Consider the following 22,624-nt stretch of genomic DNA (forward strand, 5'->3'; position numbering starts at 1 on the left):
TTGAGTGAAGCAGTAAAGGGACATCGAAGGCTTAGATGCCAAGCTATGGCCAATCGCGTCAGAGTTCGTCAAAGGCACTATCTTCATCTTCTCAACTCATCTGACTAAGTCTAGAGCCCCGAGAAAATGACCCATTTTTGGAACTCCTTTAGCCGCGCCTCGCGACCACCGTAGACGCTCTCAGCGATGGCTTGGTTGGCATGCCCTAGGAAACCTTGACGAACCTCTGTAGGCGCACCCGCTTCACGGAGTTTGTCGCTCACACGATGTCGAAGGCCGTGGACCGAAAACCGAGTATCCTTTGTCTCGGCTCTAAGGTTCTTCATTAAGACTGCGGAGAGAGCGTCGTTGCCGCGCTGACGAGCATATCGTTCGAATAAGGGTGTTTCATCTCCCAAATTGGCGAGCCCCTCAAGCGCCGCTTTCATAGCCTCCTGAGCTTTCTCAGTAAGTGGCACCGAGCGAACGCTCGATTTGGTTTTCAGGTTGCGCACCCCATTTGGTCTGATGAGAACGTGAGGCAGTTTGTGGTCGAGAAATACATCGCCAACCGTCAGTCCTGCGATCTCATTTAGCCGTGCTCCTGTGGCAGCTAGAATGGACCATATCAAGTGAAGTTCAGAGTTCCTTGCATTTTTCAAACGGATGTTGATTGAAGACACCAGATCATCTGGGAGCGGAAGCTTGGCGTCCAAGGCGAGAGCAGATTCCTTTGGCCAAGGAAGGCCGTGGAAAGGATTGTTTGCCGCGTCGATGTCCAATTCTGTTATGCCGTGATTGACGATGGCACGAACAATACCCGCCTCTTTTTTGGCAGTGCCTACGGCAAGAACTGACCCGTCACTCTTTTTGGATTTCAGTAGATGCTGCATATAGGTTCGACCGTGTTCTCTGGTCAGGTCAATCATAGCCATGTCCTGAAGTGAGCCGAGAGCGGCTTCCAAGCGGCTCGTGATGCGGCTCAGTCCTACGTCCTCACGACTTCCTTCGATCACGCGGTTGTCCTGTCGATAGAGCAGAATGGCGTCCTGAAGGGTTGGTTCTGGCGCACGCGCGGTGGGGTCAAGCAAAGCCTTCACGACCAATGGTTCGGGAGAGGCGGGCATCGTCTCCAAAATCAAGCGACCTGTTTCCGAGTCTTCCGGGTCCAATCCAAATACACCCTCACGAAGGCCCGCTGCGGCCAGCATCGCGTCATGCCAGCGTTGGTGAGTCGTCCTGTTGTTAGTTCCTGCTCGGTTGATTTCCGCGCGGGCATTTTCGACGATGCGCTCCCACTGTTCCATTAGGGCCTGATGCTCGATGGCGAACTTCACACCCTCGCGGTTTCTAAAGTGGACCTGAAGGTGCGGCTGCCCGATATGATCAGCGACATCTTTCGGGAATCTGCGGCGAAAGCGAAGCACACCGTTCGGTCTGCGGTCTACGTGCTTTATCTTCGCCTGAAGCGCCATTTGTGTGTCTCCATGTGTGTCGATTTGTGTGTCATGGAAAACACGCAAGCCTCTGTATATCAATGAAATTAATAGCTTACGTTGCGGAAATGGTGCCCGGGGGCGGAATCGAACCACCGACACGAGGATTTTCAATCCACTGCTCTACCCCTGAGCTACCCGGGCACGGGAACGGCGTTTGCCGTTGGGTGGAGGCCTTCTATGACTTGCTACAGGCAGTGTCCAGAGGCTTTTTCACATTTTTTCAATGTGGACGTTGTTGCTCTGCCTCGGGATCGGAAACTTCGGTTTCGACGTCCTCTTCCCGCTGCGATGGAACGGTATAAGACCCGTTCAGCCACTTGGCCAAATCAATGTCTGCGCATCGCTTCGAACAGAACGGACGAAACTTGATTACCGTCTCATCTCCGCATATCGGGCAGCTCATTTCAGCACCTCCGACAACGGGACACGGCCACGTTTGCGCTGTAGTTCGTAATGGCCTAGCGGGGTCCAGCCAGCAAGTGTGGTTTCGGTGGAATCCGCCTTGAACGCAGCGCGCAGTGAGGCCTCGAACCCGCGGCGATCCTTTTTGGGCATAGGCGCCAGATCCAACGTGATTTGCCCCCCCAAACCGCGAATACGCAGGGCACGGGCCAGCGCTTTGGCACAGGCGAAATTCGCCTTGGTTCCGGCCGCCAAAGACGTGTCGGAACCTGTGTTGACGTCTACAGCGACCAGAGCCCGGGTGGGCTGAATATAGAGGTGGCCGCCACCGGATAGTGGCTCGGAAATACCGCGTGCCGCGTCCAAAGCATCCAGCACGCCGTGCGTTTCGAAACTGTCGGTCTGTGTCACAACCTCAGCCGGGTCAGTCCAATCCCGCCAGGCCAGAACATGCGGCCCGTCACCTTCCAGCAGCAACTCTGGTTCGGTTCCCGGATCGTTCAGAACCTGATCCGCATGGGCCAGCATTGTTCCAATGTCCTCGGCAATTTCAGCCGCGTCTTCACCCTGACAACAAGACCGGAGAATCAAGCCGTAGTCGGTGCCCTCCATCGCCTCGTGCGCGATCTCAAGAAGACGGTCACGTTCGTCTTCGTCGCGGATGGTACGTGAGATATTCAAACCGGGCGCATCAGGCGTGACGATCGCATAGCGGCTTTTGAACAACACCCGATCGGTCACCGGCAACGCCTTACCGGCTTCGGCGTAGCCCGTTACCTGAACCAGCATCAGAGCACCGGGCGCGAGCCCCTTGACCTGCCGCAAGAAGGCCGGACCGTCAGGTGTGGTGAGGAACATACCACCCTGCCCTTTGACGGGCCGATCAGCCCGCGCACGATAGATCGTGCCCGGCGCTGGCGCGTCCGCAGAAATCAGGAAATCGTCCAACTGACCGTCGACCATAAGGGCCGCGGCTTCGCGATTTTCGATGTGATCCAGAACGATGGTTCGACCCTTCATGATGCCTCACGATATAGGGGAAAGCCGATGCCTTGCAAAAGGGCGGCGGTTTCGGACAGAGGTAAGCCAACGATGCCTGTAAACGATCCCGAAATCCACGGGATGAAGGCACCCGCTGGACCTTGAATGGCGTAAGCGCCCGCTTTGCCCTGCCAGTCTCCGGTCGCCAGATACGCGTTGACCTCAACGTCCGACAGGCGTTTGACCTTCACCTGAGACACCACATCACGTTGTAGAATACGATCTCCGCGTCGCACAGCGACCGAGGTGATGACGCGGTGCCGCCGACCGGACAAGGCATGCAGGAATTCAGCCGCCTGACCCGCATCTTTCGGTTTCCCGAGAATACGACGGCCCAGTGCAACAGTTGTATCCGCGCAAAGGGTTACGTCATCACAATCTGCCTGAACCGCCTGCACTTTTGCGCGTGTAATCCGATTGCAATACGGCACCGGAAGCTCGTCTTTCAGCGGTGTTTCGTCGATGTCAGGTGCGCGGATCGCATCGGGCTGCACGCCGAGCTGGGCCAGCAGGTCCAACCGCCTTGGGCTGCCCGATCCTAAGATAAACGCCATTTCGGCAGGCGTTACTTGAAGCGGTAGTTGATCCGACCCTTGGTCAGATCATAGGGGGTCATTTCGACCTGAACTTTATCGCCGGCCAGAACACGGATGCGGTTCTTGCGCATCTTGCCTGCCGTATGTGCGATGATCTCATGGCCGTTTTCCAGCTCGACCCGAAACGTCGCATTAGGCAGGAGTTCCTTCACGACACCGGGAAATTCGAGCGTATCTTCCTTGGCCATGTTGTCTCCACATTTAAGTTGCACTCGCAGAATCTGCGAGGATGTGCGCTTAAATGAGCCCATTTTGGGCTTATTTCAAGGGCGGAATCACCTAAAGGGCGGATATTGTGACCGATTCGACTCGGGGGCCTTGTTCTTCCCAGTGGGTTCGGTTCAGCACGTGGCCATCGGCGCGGACCTCGGCGATGGCAGACAGATCGATATCTGCATAGGTCCAACCGGGCTGGTTCAGGGTGCCTTCGGCCAGCACGCCGGTGGCCGGAAAGCCCTTGTCCGGCGGGCCAAAAATGCCGCCGGTGCCGGTATTCATATCCACAGCCTCGGACCATTCATTGTCACCCACCAGGGACGACATCACCGTAACGCATTGATTTTCCAATGCTCTGGACATCGCGCCAATGCGGACCCGCCAATAGCCTGACAACGCTTCGGTACAGGATGGGACAAGAATAAGATCCGCGTCGCTGAGGGCACGACCCAGCAATGGAAACTCGCTGTCATAGCAGATCAGCACGCCGATTTTGCCCAGCGCCGTGTCGAACAGTTTCAGCGGACCGCCGGGGGCGATGTCCCACGACTCGCGCTCGAACCGGGTCATGATCTGTTTGTCCTGATGGTCATGCTTGCCGTCGGGGGCATAAAACGCGGCCCGGTTCACCGGTCGGCCCGGACCATCGACAACCGGGGCTGATGCGCCCAGAATGTAAGTCTTGTACTCCTGCGCGAGGCGCTGGTGCAGATTTTGCACATCCTCCATCCGATCCGAAACGGCGTGGATTGAACGCTCCAGATCACCGGAAATCTGTGCGCCGTCCAGAGTCGACAGTTCCATCGCGCCATATTCCGGAAACACCAATAGCTCGGCTCCCTGCCCCGCAGCTTGAGAAACCCAGCGGTCCAGTTTGTCTTCGTACTGCGCCCAGCTGTCGAGCCAGTCGAGATTGTAGGCGGCAGTAGCGACTTTCATGACAAGCCTTTCGTTCATTGATAGCCCAAAGGATACCAGATCCCAGGCGATACCGGACCGCCCACATCCCGTCGAATGTGATTGGCATCCAACTTGGAAACACCCACGTTTTCTAAAATTTTGCCGATTGTAGAGAGGTTGTCGCCATCGAACAATTGCTCTTGAATGGTGCTTAAGGCTCGTTCATTGGACAATGCTGTTGCCCCTGCACCGTCCTCGACTCCGAACGGGTGGGTATCATTTTTCGAAGACTCGAAAGTAATCCAAGATCGTTTCACAAATTTCGCATCCAAAATTGCAACGGTTTTGCCGTCTCGCCTTCTTCCCCAATATCTTTCCACGAAAACTGCGCGACCACTCCGGGCAAGGGTTCGTATCCGCGCGCACGCCAGAAGGAGTCCAAAGGGCGATAGTTGTCTGGCCGCATCGGGTGATCAACAGGGCGCTGCACACTGCAAAAGGCGCATTTTTTGTAACCCAGCTTACGCGCGTGTGACTCACGTAGGTTAAAGAACTCATGGCCCACGCCCTGCCCCCGATAATCCGCCAAAAGCACGGATTCGGCGCAGTAGAAGATTTCCGCAAGGTCCAGCCCCGTGCCCTCAAAAGCAGCGGCAAAATCATCAGAGTGATCGGTCAGAGGCGCCCCTGTCGACGCCCCGATCAGGCGGTCACCGTCAAAAGCCCCCACAACGACCGCTTTTTCACTGTCGCGGTAGGATTGCAGGTATTTGCGTTCATATTCCAGATCGCCATCGTACAGATAGGGCCATGCATGAAATACCTTGATCCGCAGACGCGCAACGTCGTCCAAGGCATTTGACAGCGCCGCTCCGGTCAGGGGGCAGACAGCTGTGACCTCAGCCATTCGAAACCTGTTTGGTCCAGTCGGCAAGGTTGTAGAATGTGGTGACTCGGGTGATCTTACCGTCTCGCAGGTCAAAGAACGACCCGGCGGGCAAGCGATAGGTCTGACCGCTGGCCTCTGGCAAACCCTCATCCGTCTCCAGATAGGTGCCGTTCACGATGAACTCGGCCGCGGCGCGCGTACCGCCTTCGGCTTCGAATACCACGATTTCGGTCAGATTTTCCTTGTAGCAACGATTCATATGGGCGCAAAAGGCTGCAAATTTGTCCTTGCCCGTGCGGATCTGGCCTTCGTTCACGTGATGGGCGACGTCATCGGACAGGCAGTCCAGCATGCCGTCGACATCACCGGCATTGAAGGCGTCGAAATAGGTTCTGACGGTCTGGTTCATGTTCACTCCGTTGGTTCGCCCCAGCGGTCCTTCAGATGCTGAATGATCTGGTCGCGGGTCTGTCGGTAGTGAGTTAACTTGTCTGCGCGGCTTTCGCCCAGTCCAGTAGGGTCCATTATTGGCCAATAATCGACATCCAGGTGAAAAATTCGCGTCAGCTCCAGCGCCTGGCGCTGGCTAGCAGGCGACAATGAAACGATCAGATCGAATGAGCTGAGGTCATCGCCCCATTCCTGCATTTCATCAAACGAACGCGATCTGTGGCGGGACAGCTCAACACCGACTTCCTGGCAGACCGCGATGCAAAACCCGTCGATCTCAAGATCGTTTCGTACACCGGCGGACTGTACGTAGGTTCCGGTGCCATAGAACTTTTTCATGAGCCCTTCGGCCATAGGGGACCGAACCGCGTTATGGTCGCAACAGAATAAGACCGACTGCGGCAAAGGCTTCACGCGTCAGCCTCCGAAATGCAGCACGCAGATCAGCGTGAAGAGGCGACGGGCTGTATCGGTATCGATGTCAGCTTTACCGTCCAGTCGCTCCTGCAGGACCCGGCTGCCTTCGTTGTGGATGCCGCGACGGGCCATGTCGATGGTTTCGATCTGGCTTGGCGGCAGGGTTTTTACCGCATTGAAGTAGCTTTCGCAGATCTGAAAGTAATCTTTGACAACCTGCCGGAACGGACCCAGCGACAAATGAAACTCTGCTGCTTTTTCTTCGGTCTCGGTGGCGATGTCGAAAACCAGCCGCTTATCGCGGATCGACAACTGAACACGGTACGGTCCGTCGGGCACGACACGGTCATCACGCAGAGGCAGCGCAAAGCTGTTGTCTTCCAGCAGATCATAGATCGCAACCTTACGCTCCTGCTCGATCTCTGGAGTCGGCGGAGGCAGGTTTCGGTCGTCAAGTTCTATGTGCGAGATACGAGTCATTAGGTGCGGTCCGTTCAGATCGGGACAGACTTATCGCAACAAAATTGGATGGGCAACGCACCCAAAGCAATTCCTGACAATCTCACTACACAGGGTGATCGGAAGGGTCGATTCCGTGTTTAAGCAGCAACGTATCGACAAGCGAACCCCTGGCAATCTCGCGATCCAGAAAAATCTTCCTAAACCATGACCCAAAGAAATGTACCGACATCTTACTCTGCCAGTCCAGAAACTCGAGCGTAGACATATCCGGATCGTTCCAAAACTTTCTGTACCTCAGAGGGATCGCGTATAGCTCGGTGCGATCCGTATGCATGTCATGTTCCGGGGTGTCGTAAATGTGATGAAAGTACAAAGGTGGTCCAAAGGTCGAAAGCGGTAGGCTCCAGATCGTGGATCTGCCGAATATATCGACGTAGGTCTTTCGCCGATCCTCTTCCCACCACGGCGGAACAAGGTCACTGTTGAAAGCAAACTCACACATATTTTTCAGTGCGGGGCTGTCGCTTGGCAGGGCGACAACTCCATTCATCATACGTCGCCGCTTTAAATTCGCCTTCGGGAACAGGTAACCTTGCTTGGTCTCGAACGGTCGGTTGGCGTAGGCGTCCGCATCCACCCAGATGTAGTCGGTATCCCGCATGAGTTTCAGACGAAACAAATCCGCGTGTACGGCAACGGACCGGGTGATCGGATCGCGGTAAATCTCGGACGTGTCAAAAATTTCGCGAGCATCGCGTGCCTCGATGTAGCCCGGAATATCCTCTAGGTCCCCATAGTGGTAGACGATCGGCTTCTGGTCGACATCCGCGAAGGACTTCAGGCACAGGTGCTCAAGAAAACTAAATCGCTTGCCGATCCAAAGTGTTGCAACACGTTCCAAGTTTGGCTCCTTTGCGCCGGGTCTTGCTGCTAGGGCATCGTTGAACAACCGCTTATTTCAAGCCCAATCCCTGGAAACCCAAGCATGTTCACATCGGGTGTGTCCCTCTGGCCATAAACCTTCAGCCATTCAGGCGCTTCAACCGCGCGGTGACAGACAGCCCATGCGCTTCAAGGCTTTCGGACTGCGCCAGTTGCTCAGCGGCAGGCCCGATCGCGCGCAGGGCTTCCGGCGTCATATGGCTGATCGTTGTGCGTTTGACAAAATCCATCACACTCAGACCGGAAGAGAACCGGGCCGAACGCGCCGTCGGCAGCACGTGATTGGGGCCGCCTACATAGTCGCCAATAGCTTCTGGAGTGTACTGGCCCAGAAAGATCGCACCCGCGTGGACGGTCTTGGCGCTCAGCGCCACAGGGTCAGCTACGCATAACTCCAGGTGCTCGGGCGCGATGCGGTTAGAAAGCTCCGCTGCCTCGTCCAAATCGCGAACGGTCATGATCGCACCAAAATCGCGCCAACTGGCGCTCGCGATGGCGCGGCGTTGCAACGTCTCCAGACGTTCTTCGACGGCTTCAGCCACAGCCTGCCCGAACGCGGCGTCATCTGTGATCAGAAGAGACTGCGCGCTTTCGTCATGTTCTGCTTGGCTGAGCAGATCCAGTGCGATCCAATCGGGGTCGTTGTCTTTGTCGGCAATCACCAGAATTTCGGACGGTCCGGCGATCATATCGATACCAACCTTTCCGAACACACGACGCTTGGCAGCGGCGACGAAGGCGTTGCCAGGTCCGGTGATCTTGTCCACCGGTGCAATGCTGTCGGTTCCATAAGCCAGCGCGGCAATCGCTTGCGCGCCACCGATGCGATAGATCGTATCCACACCGGACAGCTGCGCTGCCAGCAAAACCAAAGGGTTCGCCTGCCCGTCCGGCGTCGGCACCGCGATGGCCAGACGCTCGACCCCCGCAACCTTGGCGGGGATCGCATTCATCAGCACCGATGAGGGATAAGAAGCCAGCCCGCCCGGAACATAGAGACCGGCAGCCGACACAGCGGACCAGCGCCAGCCCAGAGTCGCTCCTGCTTCATCTGTCCACTCCTGATCCTGTGGCATCTGCTTTTCGTGATACGCGCGGATGCGTTCAGCAGCCAATTCCAACGCGGCACGATCTTCGGCCGAGACCTGCTCTACGGCGGCGGCGATCTCATCCGCGCTGAAGGCCAATGTTTCGGGTGTCAGTTCCAGCCGATCAAACTTGGCGGTCAGTTCGATCACTGCCGCGTCACCCCGTTTTCGCACGTCTTCGATAATCTCAGCGACGACAGCATCCACATCCGGGCTGTCCTCGCGCTTGGCGGACAACAGCGTTTTGAAGGCGGTCTCGAACTCAGGCGACGTGGTGTCGAGGAAAACGGGCATGTTCAGGCACTCCGAGGCGTTTGAACGGGACATATCGCCCGGATGGGCGGGCCTCAACCCTCAGTCCTGTGGTTGCAACGATTTGCGCATTCTCAGACAGGACAAGTCATTGCGCTGACTACACCCTCCGGTGGTCTGCCAGCCATGGCGCAAATAGAAATCCTGCGCTGTTCGGGTCGCCTCAAGCCGTCCTTCGGTACATCCCGCAGAGATGAGTTCCTGTTCAAGTTCATTCAACAATGCCCCGCCAATACCGCGACCAGTGTGATCGGGATCGATGTACAAAAGCGTAATTTCTCCGGCGTCAGTCAATCCGCCGACCGCCGCAGGCTGGCCGTTGTTCTCGGCAATCCAGATATGTGCACCGTCCTTAATCCATCCTCTGATCGATGCCGGATCCTTGTTTGCGGTCCATTGCGCGATGGTTCGAGGATCATCCTGATGGTCGGCTTTGCAAAGCTCGGAAATCGACCGGATCAGAACACGGCTCAGGTCGAACACGTCGAATACGGTCGCACGGCGTAGCACCAGACCCCGTTGCGACTCGGTGAAGGCCTGCGATATGCCGCGCTTATTCCGGATGGTGCGGCGCCTGACCCGAAGGAGCCTGGTACGGTCGGGTCACATCTTTGAGTGTCGCATCCAGCGCTTCGACCGAAAGCCGAATTGCACCGTCACCCGCCAACGTCAACGTAATCTGCCCGGCACCGTCCTCACCCGCTTCGAAATCGACGGACAGCAGAGACATCACCATGTCCTTGTCGCTGCGGTCCACGCCCTGACTGGCTACGGACAAAACCGAGTCGAAGACCAAAACCGACTGCACCCTTTCAAATGGCCGGTCGCGACGCGCGGCCGCGTCCTTGTCTTCCCAGCGAAAGCGGTTCAACAGCAAACCAAAGCGACGTTCAGCGGGTCGCCACGTCATCTCGGTAATCGGGAAAACCGCGTCCTGCGCCAGGGTCGAGATCACCTGCAGGTCATCAGCATCCTCGGCCCCCAGGTTCAGTGGGGCTTCGCGTCCGTCTTCGAAACTTGCATCTGTCATTGGCCTTTGATCCGTTCAATCTTTGCGCCCACGCCTTCCAGCTTGCGCACCACATGTTCATATCCGCGGTCCAGATGATAGACCCGACTAACAGTCGTTTCCCCTTCAGCTGCCATACCCGCAAGAATCAGAGAAACCGAGGCCCGCAGGTCAGTAGCCATCACTGGCGCGCCCTTCAGGCGTTCGACACCGGTCACGGTCGCCGTACCGCCGTGTACTTCGATATTCGCGCCCATGCGCACCAGTTCAGGGGCATGCATGAAGCGGTTTTCAAAAATACGCTCTTCCAGAACCGAAGTTCCCTCGGCCGTGCACATCAGAGCCATCATCTGGGCTTGCAGATCGGTGGGGAAACCGGGGAACGGTTCGGTTACGACATCCACGGCGCTGACACGACCGTTCTTACGCGCGACCTTGAGACCGCTTCGCGTTTCTTCAACGTGAACACCCGCGGCATCCAGCTTTTTGGCAAAGGATTCGACCAAAGACATCCGGCCACCCAGCAGTTCGACCTCGCCACCGCACATCGCGGGGGCCAGCATATAGGTACCCAGTTCGATCCGGTCGGTCACCACCTGATGCGTCGCGCCGTGCAGGCGGTCAACGCCCTGAATCTCGATGGTCGAGGTCCCCTCGCCCGAGATTTGCGCGCCCATCTTACGCAGGCATTCGATCAGGTCGACGATTTCAGGCTCGCGCGCGGCGTTTTTCAGAACCGTGGTGCCCTTGGCCAGAGTGGCCGCCATAACGATGTTTTCGGTCGCGCCCACCGAGGCAAACCGCATCTCGTGCACCGCGCCTTTCAGACCTCCCGTAGCTTTGGCGTGCAGATAACCGTCTTTCAGATCAATTTCCGCGCCCAGCGCCTCAAGCCCTTCGACATGCAGGTCCATCGGACGCGCACCGATGGCGCAGCCACCCGGCAACGACACGACGGCTTGACCAAAACGCGCCAACAAAGGACCCAGCACCAAATTGGATGCCCGCATCTTGCGCACAATCTCATAGTCCGCCGTCTGGCTGGTCAGATCATGACTGGACATCGCCAGCACCTGACCGTCCTGCAACGAGGACACTTCGGCCCCTAGCGATTGCAAAAGCGCGGTCATTGTCTTGATGTCACTCAGCCGCGGCGCATTGGTCAGCGTCAGCGGTTCCTCGCTCAGCAATGTTGCGGGCATTAGCGTCAGGCATGCGTTCTTGGCCCCCGCAATCGGTATCTGACCGTTCAGCGGCCCGTTGCCCGTTACCAAAATCGAATCCATCTGCTCTTATCCCTCGTCCTTGCCGGTCTTGTCCTCGGAAGCTGCCCGCGCCTTGGCCTGCGCCTTGCGCCGCGCCATATTTGCCTTGAGCGCGGCCTTAAGCCGTTCTTCGCGCGCATCCCCGGATTTACCGTGTTTTTTGGGTGAATTTTTGTCTGCCATTGTCTTTCTCTACAGGAGACGAAAAAAACCGTCCAGACACCCTTGCGCCGCGTTTCGTTTGAGTCTAATCACCCGCCCACAGCGCTGCTGTAGCTCAGAGGTAGAGCACTCCCTTGGTAAGGGAGAGGTCGAGAGTTCAATTCTCTCCAGCAGCACCATCATCTGCTTTTGAAACAATGACGTGCGCCCAAACGCCCCGGACTTCAGCCGCGTAGAGTGCAGAAACGTGCATGAACAAACCGTGCAAGGCTGAAAGGTTCGGCACAAATCCCGTACAAAGAGAACGTGGTGTTCGCGAAATCCCCGAGCGGGTCAGATGCGCCGTTCCGAAGCCGCCAGCGCGCCGGCAAGTGAGTTATTGATCTCAGAGGGGATATCCCGTCCCTGCTGTTTCAACTTTGCTGCAACCCATCCTGCGGAATGCCCACGGCATCCGATCTTGTTTGAGCGAGCGGCGGCCGGTGTCGTCACTTCGTCGTTTGCCAAGGCCATGGACACCTCGACCTCAGAATCTGGCAGGGCCATTCTGACTGCGCTGAACACATCCATGGAAACCTGCAACGTCTGATGCTCAAGCCGGTGTGTGGCGTTGGTCAGTAAGCGCGTGCAGTAAGCCGAAAGAAAATACCAGCGGAATACCTGGAAAACTCGCCCCTTGGCACCGCCCGGTTCTGGCGCGCCGCCTGCAACAGAGGTCAGCTGGGAAAAGGCGGCCTTGGCCAATTCGGCCGCATCACAAATCTGACGTTCGCGGTTTGCACACGAGAAAGCGCCGCTGGGGCGACGGGGCTCGGTACTACCGGTTTCCAGGTGCATTGATATCCTCCATCGTCAAAATGTGATGAAGATATGAATTCTGACGGTATCGCTTGCATGCGAAAAGCGGTCAAAATCTCCCGATGTATAGTCTTTTTTGGCCAACTTCAGAGTCTGTCTATTCATTTCACTCAATAAGGTGGCCTGCTTTGCGCCTTTTGGTCAACGGGGGAAACGCTACAAATGTTAAGATTTTCGGCGAAATGCACACATATCTGACATGATCTTGTAATAGTTATGCCCATTTCGATATGTATGAATACTCAATCCTGCTGACCAGTTTACCAGTAAAGTTTTAACGAGGGGGTACGAAGCAGGACCAGGGGGTGAGCGCCTGTCCGGCCAGGCTCGCCTTGGGACAGAGACGCTCCCCCCGTCCTCGCTGGTCAATCAATTTTGTTCTTTTGGGCGTGCGGCGTCACGCCAAAGCTTGACCGGTACACCCGCGAGAAATGCCCCGGGTTCTCAAACCCGCAGGCCATAGCCACCTCGGTCACGGACGCTTCGGTCTGCAACAGCAGCTTCTGAGCGCGCTCAAGTCGCAACTCCATAAAGTACTTTTTGGGCGAGGTGTTGAGGTATTTGCCGAACAGCCTTTCCAGCTGACGTGTCGAAATGCCAAGATCCTCGGCGATTTGCGACGGGGATACCGGAGCCTCGATGCAATCCTGCATGGTGTGGATGGCCTTGGCGAGGTGCGCATTGCGCATCCCATTGCGCGATTGCAGCGAAACACGCTGTTTTGCCGTGGCATTGCGCACTGCGTTATAGACCATCTGGTCGGCCACGGCGATCGACAGCTCCTCGCCATGGTCGCGTTCAATCAGATGCAGCATCAGGTCCGCCGTCGCGGTGCCGCCCGAGGCGGTGATGTGTTTCTCATCCGCAACGAAGACGCTGCGCACAAGGTTCACTTCGGGAAAAGCCTCCATGAAGGCGTCATGGTATTCCCAGTGGATAGCCGCCTGCATCCCGTCCAGAAATCCAGCCTCGGCCAGCAACCATGCGCCCGAACACAATGCACCAATGGCCGTTCCCCGCGCACGTTCGCGTCGCAAGGTTGCAAGCAAATGGCGCGAGACATGGTTGCGCATATGAATGCCAGATAGCACAAACAGCTGGTCGGTTTTTGGCAAAGTGTCCAACCCGCCATGAACCAATGTCACCGACCCGTTGGAACAAACGGCCTGCGCGCCGTGTTCGGACACGAAGGCCCATTCATACAGATCTTCTCCACTGACGAGGTTGGCAATGCGCAGCGGTTCGACTGCGCAGGAAAAGGCGAGGTGCGAGAACTCCTCGATCAGGATGAAACTGATGCGGCGAGGTTGGCGCATAGGGTGTCCCATTCAGCTTGCCGTGGTCGACGGTTTATGCTGCACGATTTTTTTCTGTATACAAGTTGTATTTTGTTCGAATACACAGAACAAAACAAATAATTTGTACGATTCGCGCGGCGACCGCTGGAGGAACGGATGAAAGAGGACGCCAAAACCCGGAAAGCCGAGTTGATGGAGCATCTGAAGGTTTCGATCCTGACGCTGCGCCTTCAGCCGGGCACAGATCTGGACGAGGCGCATCTGTCCGACGTTTTCGGCCTGTCCCGCACACCATTGCGCGAAGTGTTCCGGCAATTGGCTGGTGAAGGCTATCTGGACCTGCGCACCAATCGCAGCGCCAGGGTGTCCGAGATGTCTTATACCACGCTGCGCGACTTCTTTCTGGCTGCGCCGATGGTGTATAGCGCAATCCTGCGATTAGCCGCCCTGAATGCAACCAAAACACAAATTGAAGACCTGAAAGATGCGCAGCAAGGGTTCAAGGCCGCGTTGCGGTCCGGATCTGCCGAAGATCGCGCACTGACCAACAACCGCTTTCACGATGTGACCGGAGAGATGTCGGGCAATGTTTACTTACTGCCGTCGTTCAACCGGCTACTGATCGACCATGCGCGGATTGGAATGACGTTCTACCGCCCAAAGACGGCTGAGATGTCGGGGAACCTGTCGCTGGCCAGTCAGCAGCATGACGCGATCATCGCGGCAATAGAGTCCCGCGATGATGGCGCCGCGGCCCAGTTGGCGGAAGATCACTGGAATCTGTCACGCGATCAGATCGAGATGTACGTGATGCCCGACGCGCTGGATGTCCCGATGGGCATCCCGCCCCTTTCGAAACCCGCATGAGGACGGAATGAACCCAATTTTCAGATTTGAGGGGATCTACACCCCTGTCGTCACACCCTACCACGCTGATGGCAGCGTGAATTGGGACGCTCTGGCGCAGGTGATCGAATACCTGATCGAAAACGGCGTGCACGGGATGATCTCGGGCGGATCGACGGGCGAGAATTATGCTCAGACCGTGGAAGAACGGCTGGAATTGGCCACTTTCACCCATAAGCAGTTGAAAGGCCGGTTGCCTCTGGTCGTCGGAACCGGAGCGATGCTGACACCGGATTCAATCGCGCTGGCCTCTGGCGCGCGAGAGGTCGGTGCCGATGCAATCTTGCTGGCCAGCCCTCCCTATTCTGTACCAACCGACCGGGAAAACGCGCTGAACGCGCTGGCCATCGACAAGGCCGCAGACCTGCCGGTGATGCTGTACAACTACCCGCACCGCACTGGTACTATGATGGGCGAGGAGTTCCTTGACCGCGTGGGTCGCAGCCGGAACTTTTGCGGCATCAAGGAAAGCTCAGGCGATATCAACCGGGTGCACCTGCTGGCGCGGGACTATCCGCATATCCAGCTGGGTTGCGGCATGGACGATCAGGCGTTGGAGTTCTTTGCCTGGGGTGCGCCGTTCTGGGTGTGCGGCGGGTCCAACTTTCTGCCAGCCGAACATGTCGCCTTGTACCAGGCCTGCGTGGTCGAAGGAGATTTCACCAAGGGCCGTCGGATCATGAGCGCTATGATGCCGTTGATGCGAGTGCTGGAACAGGGCGGCAAGTTCATCCAGACCATCAAGCATGGTGTCAATATGAACGGGATTGATGCAGGTGCGATGCGGCCTCCGCTGAAAGGTTTGAACAAGGACGACAAGCGCGCGCTGGAACAGGTGACGCGCGTGTTGAAAAAGACAATCGCAGATATCGTGGCGGAGGGCTAAGGCATGGAATTGCTGACACAGGACGAATATAAATCCATCGCCGCGGACCTGACCTTTCCAACCGGGGCCTTCATTGACGGCGCGTTCCGCCCGGCGATCTCGGGCGAGACTTTCGAAACAGTGAATCCCGCAACGGGTGAAAAACTTGCCGATATCGCGGCTTGCGCCGCGGCGGATGTCGATTTCGCGGTCGAGAAAGCGCGCGAAGCGTTTGATGATGGACGGTGGTCGAAACTGCACCCCTCGGACCGCAAAGACGTACTAATCCGCCTGTGCAAGCTGATAACCCGCAACGCCCGGGAACTGGCGGTGATGGAGAGCATCGACAGCGGCAAAACCATCTATGACTGCGAAACCGTGGACGTGCCTGAAACGATCCACTGCCTGAAATGGCACGCCGAAGCAATCGACAAGATCTACGATCAGGTTTCACCCGCCAGCGACGATCACATCGCCATGGTGGTGCGCGAACCGATTGGTGTTGTCGGACTGGTGCTGCCGTGGAACTTCCCGTTGCTGATGCTGGCGTGGAAGATCGGGCCTGCTCTGGCGGCGGGCTGTTCGGTGGTGGTGAAACCGGCGGCGGAAACCTCGCTGACCGCCTTGCGTCTGGCCGAACTGGCGATGGAGGCGGGTCTGCCGCGCGGCGTTCTGAACATCGTTCCGGGCGGCGGGGCCGAGGTCGGCGAACCTATCGGGCGTCATATGGATATCGACATGGTGTCCTTTACCGGCTCGACTGTCACGGGCAAGCGTTTCCTGACCTACTCGGCAGAAAGCAACGCCAAGGAAGTCGTGCTGGAGATGGGCGGCAAGAACCCCGCCATCGTGATGAACGACGCCGAGAACCTGGATCGGGTGGCCGCGCAAGTGGTCAATGGCGCGTTCTGGAATATGGGTGAGAACTGCTCCGCCAGTTCCCGTCTGATCGTGCACAAGGATGTGAAGGCGGAACTGCTGGAGCGTATCGAGCATCACGCCAAACAGTGGAATATCGGCGATCCCCTGAACCCGGAAACCCGCATGGGCGCGTTGGTCAGCGAAAGCCATTACAACAAGGTCTGCGGCTATCTGGGTCAGGCCAAGAACGTGGTGATCGGCGGCAAAGCTGACAAAGGCTTTGTCGAAGCCACAGTGGTCGAGGTTCCGGGCAACAACGATACGCTGGCACGTGAGGAAATCTTTGGCCCGGTCCTGTCGGTAATCGAAGTCTCGGGCTTTGACGAAGCCATCAAGATCGCCAATGACACCGATTATGGCCTCTGCGCATCTATCTTCACAGCCAACGCCAAACGTGCCATTCGCGGCGCGCGGGCGATCCGGGCGGGAACCGTCACGGTCAACAGCTTTGGCGAGGGTGATATCACGACACCATTCGGTGGCTACAAACAATCAGGCTTTGGCGGGCGCGATAACTCGGTGCATGCCCATGACCAGTACACCCAACTAAAAACAATCTGGATTGATCTGGCTGACGATGCGGATGAGGCGATCGATTGACGGCGTATACAGCAAAACGCCTTCCCCGGCAGACAGGTTCGGCGGGGTGGAATGCCATCCTGCCGCCTCAGACACCTCTGCCAAAGCTGGAGCAAAGCACCAACGCGGACATCACCATTGTCGGTGGCGGTTTTGTAGGGCTCAGCGCCGCGCGCAGGCTGCGTCAGCTTGAGCCAACGCTTAAGGTCGTTCTGCTGGAAGCCGGTCGCTTTGCCGAAGGGTCCGCCGGACGCAATTCAGGCTTCATGATTGATCTGCCGCACGATCTGGCGTCCGACAATTACGCCGGTGACGGGCTTGAAGCAGACCGGGCGACCATCGCCCTGAACCGCCGCGCCATCGCTTTCGCGACGGACGTTGCCCAAGATTGTCGCCTGTCTGATGAGATGTTCGATCCCTGCGGCAAGTTCAACGCGGCCGCCACTGGCAGCGGCGACAAGCACAATCGCGAATTTGCCGCGCATCTGAAACGATTGGGGGAACCCTGCACGCTCTATGATCGTCAGCAGATGCAGGAGATTACCGGCAGCCCGCATTACAGATCGGGTCTTTACGCGCCGGGCACGGTGATGATTCAGCCCGCAGGATATGTCCGAGCTCTGTCCTCCCATCTATCGTCGCAGGTCGATCTATTCGAAAACTCCCCGGTAATCGCTTTTGAAAAACAGGGGTCGGGTTGGTTGGTGAAAACGCCAGAGGCGCAGGTGGCCACGGGACGTATCATTCTGGCGAATAATGGCCACCTGGAGAGCTTTGGCTTCTACCAACGCAGGTTAATGCACATCTGCCTCTATGCATCGATAACAGAACCTCTGACACCGGGGCAGATCAAGACATTGGGTGGTCAGGCCCGCTGGTCGGTCACTCCGGCTGATCCGATGGGCACCTCGGTCCGAAGGGTCTCGGGCAGTTACGGTGACCGGATTCTGATCCGCTCCTGCTCCAGCTTTCATCCAACGATTGAAACCAGCCCGATGCGTTTGCGCAATGCGGGCTGGGTGCATGACCGGAAGTTCCGGGAACGGTTCCCGCATTTGCCCGACGTTCGGATGGAGCACCGCTGGGCCGGTATGCTGTGCCTCAGCCGGAACGGTTCGGCGGCGTTCGGGGAACTGGAGAGCGGCGTTTTCTCAGCTTGCTGCCAGAACGGTCTGGGCATCGCGCGCGGCACCCTGCAGGGCATGGGCGTCGCCGATTTGATTGCAAACGGGGGCTCAGAGATCGCCGACCATTTCCTTGCCCAACCGATGCCACCGCGCCTTCCACCCGAGCCGTTCGCGGCACTTGGGGCGAACAGCTACCTGATCTGGAAAGAATGGCGCTCGGGCAAGGAATGACCGGTCAGGGAAGGCTGAGTTTGGTCATGCGCCCTCCGTCCACCGTGTAAACCTGTCCGGTGATAAAGCTGGCGTCATCTGACGCCAAAAACGCGACCAGAGCGGCAACTTCGTCAGGGCGTCCGGTTCGGGCCATCGGGTGGATACGGCCGATGTCGCGGCGAAACGCACTTGGGTCCGGCTGCGCCTCGACGAAACCCATGTTCAGCTCGGTGTCGATCCACCCTGGGGCTACGGCGTTACATCGGATGCCATCCGCACCGTGATCGACAGCCACTGCGCTCGTCAGACCATGCAGGCCGGCTTTGGTTGCGCAATACGCGGCGTGCCCAGGATTGCTGCCCAGCCCTTCGATTGAGCCGATGTTGACGATGTTCCCTTGCACCTGCCTCAGGTGGGGCAATGCCGCCTTTATCAGCAAGAACGGGGCCGTAAGATTAACCGTCAGATTGCGCTGCCAGTCTTCCGGGCTCATCTCTTCGACCGAGGCTTCCTGCATCATACCCGCGTTGTTTACGAGGATGTCCAAGCGCCCTGCCCGCCCGATGACGTGATCGATCACAGATTGCGGGCTGTCTGGATTGCTGAAATCCGCCTTGATCCCCTCGTAATCCGGGTCCGTGCCGCGTTGTGCCGTGAACACCCGAGCGCCATCGTTGTGCAGCCGCTCAGCGATGGCCCGGCCAATGCCACTACGCCCGCCTGTGACCAGAGCGGTTTTGTCTCCAAATCGGGTCATGATACGGGTTTGCCTCCGTTCACTTCGAGCAACGCACCACAAACATAACGTGATGCGTCCGACGCCAGAAACAGGATTACATCCGCGATATCCTCAGGCTCGGCAATGCGCCCCAAAGGAACGGTCTGGCCAAGTTCGGCCACCGCTGTATCCGGATCGAAACCGCGTTTGGCAAACCCGGATCGCAGCATCGGGGTGTTTACCTCGTTCGGGCAAACGGCGTTAATGCGGATACCCTGATGGGCGTGATCCATCCCCATGCATTGGGTCAAAGACGCGATGGCCGCCTTTGTCATGCAATAGACTGCGTGCTTGGGACCGGGCCGTAATCCCCAACAGGAGGCCGTGTTAACAATGGTCCCACCCCCGGCTGACGCCATGATCGGGATCGCGGCGCGACAAATGCGGAACGGAGCCTCGACATTCACACCCATCGACAACGCCATGTCCTGATCGGTGGTCTCGGTAACCGCGCCGCGCGTGATGACGCCTGCGTTGTTGACGACAATATCCAGCCCGCCCAGCGCATCTGCCGCCCTTTGCGGCAGTGCATCGGTATAGACCGGATCCAGCAGATCGCCAGCCAGATGCGCCTCAGCCTCGATCCCTTCAGTCAAGCGGTCCGCAACGGCAACCCGCGCGCCAGCAGCACGCAAGCGGCGCACCAGTGAGATTCCGATCCCCCCAGCAGCACCCGTCACCAAGGCCGATTTTCCTGCAAATTCCATGACATGTTCCATCAGAAAGACGCGACCGCTGCGCCAAAACGGTTTTCATCTGGCACGACACCCAGCCCCGGACCGGTCGGAACCCGAATATGGCCGCCCTCAACGCGGATTCCATTCTCAGAGTCGTAATTGCCTTCGATGTACGGTGCAGCCAGCCAGACGCCCTCTAACAGATCAGGCCGAACTGTCGCGCCGATATGCGTGCAGGCAGCGGCGATGATGTCACCGCCCCAACTGTCATCGCAAGTATGGGGCAGGTTGCGCGCCTCGCACAGGTCGCGGAACGCGCGCATCGGGTGCAGACCACCGATACGGGTGACTTTCATGCCGAACCCATCCACCAAGCCTGTGCCAGCCGCTGTGACGGCGGTGTTCAGGCTGGTGCTGCTTTCATCCATGTAGATTGCATGGCTCACCTGAGAGCGGATCTTTTGCAGATCTTCGATCGTGTTACAGGGCTGTTCCATGACAAACGGGATGTCCGGGCATTCGCGGCTGACACGTAGCGCATCGCGTGTTGTCCAGCCTCGGTTTCCGTCCACAGCTAGGCGCATACCGGATCCGCCGATGACTTCCCACACTTTGCGGATGGTTTCGATATCAACCTCGACCGGTCGGCCGCCAACCTTGATTTGCAGTCGCAGATAGCCCTCTGCCAGTTTTTCCTTGGCCAGAGTGGCGATATCGTCCGGCGCCCCAACCCCTGTTGCATAATACGACGGAACCTTGTCCACTTCGGCACCGCCGAGCAGTTCCGAAACGCTGACCCCAAAATGCTTGCCCAGCAGGTCATGCGCTGCAATGTCGATGGCCGCTTTGGCATAGTTGTGGCCGTTTAGATGACCATCCATCCGACGGTGCAGCCCCAGCAGCGAAACCTCGGCGCCTAGCAACCCATTTGCCATTTGGGCCAGAGCGGCACGCGCACCAGCGGCGTGTGCCTCGGCATACGTGGGGCCAACCGGGCAAGTCTCTCCCCATCCGACCAATCCGTTGTCAGCCACCAACTTGACCAGTGTGGAGTCCAGCGCCCAAACCTCGGCGTTGGCCATTGTATATGGGCCGTTCTTGACCGGCAGATCGTGGCTATAGATGTGAATTTCGGTAATTTTCACTGCAGATATTCCGTCGTGTCTTGAAAGGAAAAAACCCGCCCTGTTGTCGGGCGGGCAAGTCTCGGGGAGATGATCCTAGTAACTCTGGTTCAACTCATCAGCTGCCGGGATCTCGCGCTCGCGCCGAGCGATGTAATCCAGCAATGCCTCGTTTTTCGCCTCGTCCAGTTTGGGTTCTTCATACTCAGCCAGCAATGCGCGCGCACGGTTCAGAGCGCGCTCTGTGATTTCGACGCTGCCTTCGGCCTGCCATTGTTCGATCGAGTTGTTGTCGAACATCTCGGGCATGAAAAACGCATTTTGGAAATTGTCCTGCGTGTGGGGATGACCCAGATAGTGCCCGCCGGGTCCGACATCGGGCACTGCTGCAAGAGCCTGATCAAAATCATTCCATTTTGGCCCCTCGGCCATACGATAGGCCATGGCGCATTGTTCGGCGTCAACGATGAACTTGGCGACGGAACAGTGCATCCCGGCCTCGTTCCACCCAGCCGAATGCCAGACATAGTTGGCACCAGCATGCATGACCGCCTGCAAGGTTGTGGCGGATTCATACCCAGCCTGAGCGTCAAAGGTTTTGGCCCCGCCCAGCGTGTTGGACGTACGCCAAGGCACATCATAATAACGTGCCATCTGGCCAATCATGAAATTCATCAAGCTGATCTCAGGCGTACCCGCCATCGGAGCACCGGACTTCATCGAGACGGTCGAAAGGTAGTGGCCATAGATCGCCGGTGCGCCTTTGCGAATGACCTGTGTGTAGGCCAGCGCACTCAGCGCCTCGGCATTCAACTGGGCGACAGTAGCTGGCACAGATGCGGGTGTGTTTGCCCCACCCAACACGAAGGGCGAGCACAAGACCGGCTGATTGCGACGACAGAAGGCTCGCATCGCACCCAGCATGGTTTCGTCCCAGACCAACGGTGAGTTTCCATTGCAATTGCCTGTAGTGACCGGATGATCCTCAAGGAACTCCTCTCCGAACAGGATGGCACACATGTCCATCACATCCTTGGCGTTTTTGGGCGAGGTCGTCATCCCCATGAACGTTTTGTCGGAATACTTCATCGACGAATAGGTAATGCGCAGGTGCCGTTGACTGATCGGATGGTCGTAGGGTTCCACGATATGATGGGCCGAAGAATGCAACGCAGGCATCATGTGGCTGAGCTTGTGGAACATCGCCAGATCGTCCAGCGTCGGGTTCCGACGAACATCATCAAGATCGCGCAAGAAAGGCGCACCGGTCATCGGTACAAAAATGGAATGCCTTCCGCCCAGCCGCACGTTCTTTTTCGGATCCCGCGCGTAATAGGTGAAATCGCTGGGGATTGTTGCAATCAACTCTCGGACCAGTCCCCGGTCCAAATAGACCAGTTCGCCGTCGACTTTGGCACCGGCCTTCTTCCAGTCTTCAAGCGCAATGGGGTCACGGAACTGAACGCCGACATTCTCAAGTATGTCCATCGAGGCATTGTCGATGCGTTCAACCTGAGTGCCGTCCATCACTTCGCACAAGGGAATGCCTCGGGTCAGGCCGGGCAGCATTTCAAAGTTCGGGGCGGTGCGCAGGGCGCGACGGGCAGAGCGTCCGCCCGAGCGCGTCGAAGTACGAATGTTCACGGGAC

General features: G+C 57.6%; 27 protein-coding genes and 2 tRNA genes. 5 read left to right on the forward strand and 24 right to left on the reverse strand.

Annotated elements, in window-relative coordinates; all coding sequences use genetic code 11:
- Positions 1-110 precede the first annotated feature (110 nt).
- From GOW16_RS02685 to GOW16_RS02770, 18 genes are all read right to left on the reverse strand, one after another.
- Complete coding sequence (locus GOW16_RS02685; protein WP_170409950.1) at positions 111-1,454, reverse strand: tyrosine-type recombinase/integrase; 1,344 nt, start codon at positions 1,452-1,454, stop codon at positions 111-113.
- A 90-nt stretch (positions 1,455-1,544) separates the two neighbouring features.
- A tRNA-Phe gene (locus tag GOW16_RS02690) sits at positions 1,545-1,619 on the reverse strand.
- 79 nt (positions 1,620-1,698) lie between these two features.
- Positions 1,699-1,881, reverse strand: coding sequence for a DNA gyrase inhibitor YacG (locus GOW16_RS02695; protein ID WP_170409952.1), 183 nt, complete (start codon positions 1,879-1,881; stop codon positions 1,699-1,701).
- Positions 1,878-2,900 (reverse strand): ribonuclease E/G, encoded by a 1,023-nt coding sequence (locus tag GOW16_RS02700; RefSeq protein WP_170409953.1) that lies wholly within the window; start codon positions 2,898-2,900, stop codon positions 1,878-1,880. Before GOW16_RS02700 ends, GOW16_RS02695 begins: the two co-directional genes overlap by 4 nt.
- Positions 2,897-3,475: a Maf family protein gene (locus GOW16_RS02705; RefSeq protein ID WP_170409955.1), complete on the reverse strand. Its 579-nt coding sequence runs from the start codon at positions 3,473-3,475 to the stop codon at positions 2,897-2,899. The genes GOW16_RS02700 and GOW16_RS02705 overlap by 4 nt, the downstream gene beginning before the upstream one ends.
- An 11-nt stretch (positions 3,476-3,486) precedes the next feature.
- Positions 3,487-3,705 carry a translation initiation factor IF-1 gene (infA, locus tag GOW16_RS02710; protein ID WP_005978431.1) on the reverse strand — a complete coding sequence of 73 codons (219 nt, stop codon included), beginning with the start codon at positions 3,703-3,705 and terminating at the stop codon, positions 3,487-3,489.
- 91 nt (positions 3,706-3,796) lie between these two features.
- Positions 3,797-4,672, reverse strand: a complete 876-nt coding sequence (locus GOW16_RS02715; RefSeq protein ID WP_170409957.1) for a carbon-nitrogen hydrolase family protein — start codon at positions 4,670-4,672, stop codon at positions 3,797-3,799.
- 14 nt (positions 4,673-4,686) lie between these two features.
- Positions 4,687-4,950, reverse strand: coding sequence for a hypothetical protein (locus GOW16_RS02720; protein ID WP_170409959.1), 264 nt, complete (start codon positions 4,948-4,950; stop codon positions 4,687-4,689).
- On the reverse strand, positions 4,947-5,540 hold the full coding sequence (locus GOW16_RS02725; RefSeq protein ID WP_170409961.1) for a GNAT family N-acetyltransferase: 594 nt from the start codon (positions 5,538-5,540) through the stop codon (positions 4,947-4,949). Before GOW16_RS02725 ends, GOW16_RS02720 begins: the two co-directional genes overlap by 4 nt.
- Complete coding sequence (locus GOW16_RS02730; protein ID WP_170409963.1) at positions 5,533-5,931, reverse strand: ketosteroid isomerase-related protein; 399 nt, start codon at positions 5,929-5,931, stop codon at positions 5,533-5,535. The genes GOW16_RS02725 and GOW16_RS02730 overlap by 8 nt, the downstream gene beginning before the upstream one ends.
- Before the next feature lie 2 nt (positions 5,932-5,933).
- Complete coding sequence (locus GOW16_RS02735; protein WP_170409965.1) at positions 5,934-6,386, reverse strand: low molecular weight phosphatase family protein; 453 nt, start codon at positions 6,384-6,386, stop codon at positions 5,934-5,936.
- Between the two features lie 3 nt (positions 6,387-6,389).
- Positions 6,390-6,869, reverse strand: coding sequence for a UPF0262 family protein (locus GOW16_RS02740; RefSeq protein WP_170409967.1), 480 nt, complete (start codon positions 6,867-6,869; stop codon positions 6,390-6,392).
- An 85-nt stretch (positions 6,870-6,954) separates the two neighbouring features.
- Positions 6,955-7,752 (reverse strand): hypothetical protein, encoded by a 798-nt coding sequence (locus tag GOW16_RS02745; RefSeq protein WP_170409969.1) that lies wholly within the window; start codon positions 7,750-7,752, stop codon positions 6,955-6,957.
- Between the two features lie 121 nt (positions 7,753-7,873).
- Positions 7,874-9,175 carry a histidinol dehydrogenase gene (gene hisD, locus GOW16_RS02750; RefSeq protein ID WP_170409970.1) on the reverse strand — a complete coding sequence of 434 codons (1,302 nt, stop codon included), beginning with the start codon at positions 9,173-9,175 and terminating at the stop codon, positions 7,874-7,876.
- Positions 9,176-9,235: 60 nt separating this feature from the next.
- Positions 9,236-9,703: a GNAT family N-acetyltransferase gene (locus GOW16_RS02755; RefSeq protein WP_368039861.1), complete on the reverse strand. Its 468-nt coding sequence runs from the start codon at positions 9,701-9,703 to the stop codon at positions 9,236-9,238.
- Between the two features lie 43 nt (positions 9,704-9,746).
- The gene (locus tag GOW16_RS02760; protein WP_170409973.1) at positions 9,747-10,223 is read right to left on the reverse strand and encodes a DUF2948 family protein; all 477 of its coding nucleotides are present in this window, start codon (positions 10,221-10,223) and stop codon (positions 9,747-9,749) included.
- Positions 10,220-11,488, reverse strand: a complete 1,269-nt coding sequence (gene murA, locus GOW16_RS02765) for a UDP-N-acetylglucosamine 1-carboxyvinyltransferase (RefSeq protein WP_170409975.1) — start codon at positions 11,486-11,488, stop codon at positions 10,220-10,222. Before murA ends, GOW16_RS02760 begins: the two co-directional genes overlap by 4 nt.
- A 6-nt stretch (positions 11,489-11,494) precedes the next feature.
- Positions 11,495-11,650, reverse strand: coding sequence for a hypothetical protein (locus GOW16_RS02770; RefSeq protein ID WP_170409977.1), 156 nt, complete (start codon positions 11,648-11,650; stop codon positions 11,495-11,497).
- Between the two features lie 83 nt (positions 11,651-11,733).
- Here GOW16_RS02770 and GOW16_RS02775 point away from each other — a divergent pair.
- Positions 11,734-11,808 (forward strand) — tRNA-Thr (locus tag GOW16_RS02775).
- A gap of 154 nt (positions 11,809-11,962) precedes the next feature.
- On the opposite strand, the gene GOW16_RS02780 is transcribed toward GOW16_RS02775, so the two are convergent.
- Together GOW16_RS02780 and GOW16_RS02785 are read right to left on the reverse strand one after the other, a co-directional pair.
- Positions 11,963-12,466: a hypothetical protein gene (locus tag GOW16_RS02780; protein ID WP_170409979.1), complete on the reverse strand. Its 504-nt coding sequence runs from the start codon at positions 12,464-12,466 to the stop codon at positions 11,963-11,965.
- 386 nt (positions 12,467-12,852) lie between these two features.
- Positions 12,853-13,803 (reverse strand): GlxA family transcriptional regulator, encoded by a 951-nt coding sequence (locus tag GOW16_RS02785; RefSeq protein WP_170409981.1) that lies wholly within the window; start codon positions 13,801-13,803, stop codon positions 12,853-12,855.
- 138 nt (positions 13,804-13,941) lie between these two features.
- Here GOW16_RS02785 and GOW16_RS02790 point away from each other — a divergent pair, with 138 nt between their 5' ends.
- Genes GOW16_RS02790 through GOW16_RS02805 form a run of 4 tightly spaced genes read left to right on the forward strand, consistent with a single transcriptional unit; the run spans position 13,942 to position 18,414 of the window.
- Positions 13,942-14,652, forward strand: coding sequence for a GntR family transcriptional regulator (locus GOW16_RS02790; protein ID WP_170409983.1), 711 nt, complete (start codon positions 13,942-13,944; stop codon positions 14,650-14,652).
- 7 nt (positions 14,653-14,659) lie between these two features.
- Entirely contained in the window at positions 14,660-15,577 is a 918-nt protein-coding gene (locus GOW16_RS02795) for a dihydrodipicolinate synthase family protein (RefSeq protein ID WP_170409985.1), read from the forward strand.
- Between the two features lie 3 nt (positions 15,578-15,580).
- Positions 15,581-17,077 carry an aldehyde dehydrogenase gene (locus GOW16_RS02800; RefSeq protein ID WP_170409987.1) on the forward strand — a complete coding sequence of 499 codons (1,497 nt, stop codon included), beginning with the start codon at positions 15,581-15,583 and terminating at the stop codon, positions 17,075-17,077.
- Complete coding sequence (locus tag GOW16_RS02805; RefSeq protein ID WP_170409989.1) at positions 17,074-18,414, forward strand: NAD(P)/FAD-dependent oxidoreductase; 1,341 nt, start codon at positions 17,074-17,076, stop codon at positions 18,412-18,414. The genes GOW16_RS02800 and GOW16_RS02805 overlap by 4 nt, the downstream gene beginning before the upstream one ends.
- 4 nt (positions 18,415-18,418) lie before the next feature.
- Here the strand turns inward: GOW16_RS02805 and GOW16_RS02810 are convergent, their stop codons facing one another.
- From GOW16_RS02810 to GOW16_RS02825, 4 genes are all read right to left on the reverse strand, one after another.
- Complete coding sequence (locus GOW16_RS02810; protein ID WP_170409990.1) at positions 18,419-19,153, reverse strand: SDR family NAD(P)-dependent oxidoreductase; 735 nt, start codon at positions 19,151-19,153, stop codon at positions 18,419-18,421.
- Positions 19,150-19,881 carry an SDR family NAD(P)-dependent oxidoreductase gene (locus GOW16_RS02815; RefSeq protein ID WP_170409992.1) on the reverse strand — a complete coding sequence of 244 codons (732 nt, stop codon included), beginning with the start codon at positions 19,879-19,881 and terminating at the stop codon, positions 19,150-19,152. Before GOW16_RS02815 ends, GOW16_RS02810 begins: the two co-directional genes overlap by 4 nt.
- A gap of 11 nt (positions 19,882-19,892) precedes the next feature.
- Positions 19,893-20,996 carry a mandelate racemase/muconate lactonizing enzyme family protein gene (locus GOW16_RS02820; RefSeq protein WP_170409994.1) on the reverse strand — a complete coding sequence of 368 codons (1,104 nt, stop codon included), beginning with the start codon at positions 20,994-20,996 and terminating at the stop codon, positions 19,893-19,895.
- A 75-nt stretch (positions 20,997-21,071) separates the two neighbouring features.
- On the reverse strand, positions 21,072-22,619 hold the full coding sequence (locus GOW16_RS02825; RefSeq protein WP_170409997.1) for a trimethylamine methyltransferase family protein: 1,548 nt from the start codon (positions 22,617-22,619) through the stop codon (positions 21,072-21,074).
- Between the last annotated feature and the right edge of the window lie 5 nt (positions 22,620-22,624).

Source organism: Ruegeria atlantica (assembly GCF_013033965.1).
Classification (GTDB): Bacteria; Pseudomonadota; Alphaproteobacteria; order Rhodobacterales; family Rhodobacteraceae; genus Ruegeria; species Ruegeria atlantica_D.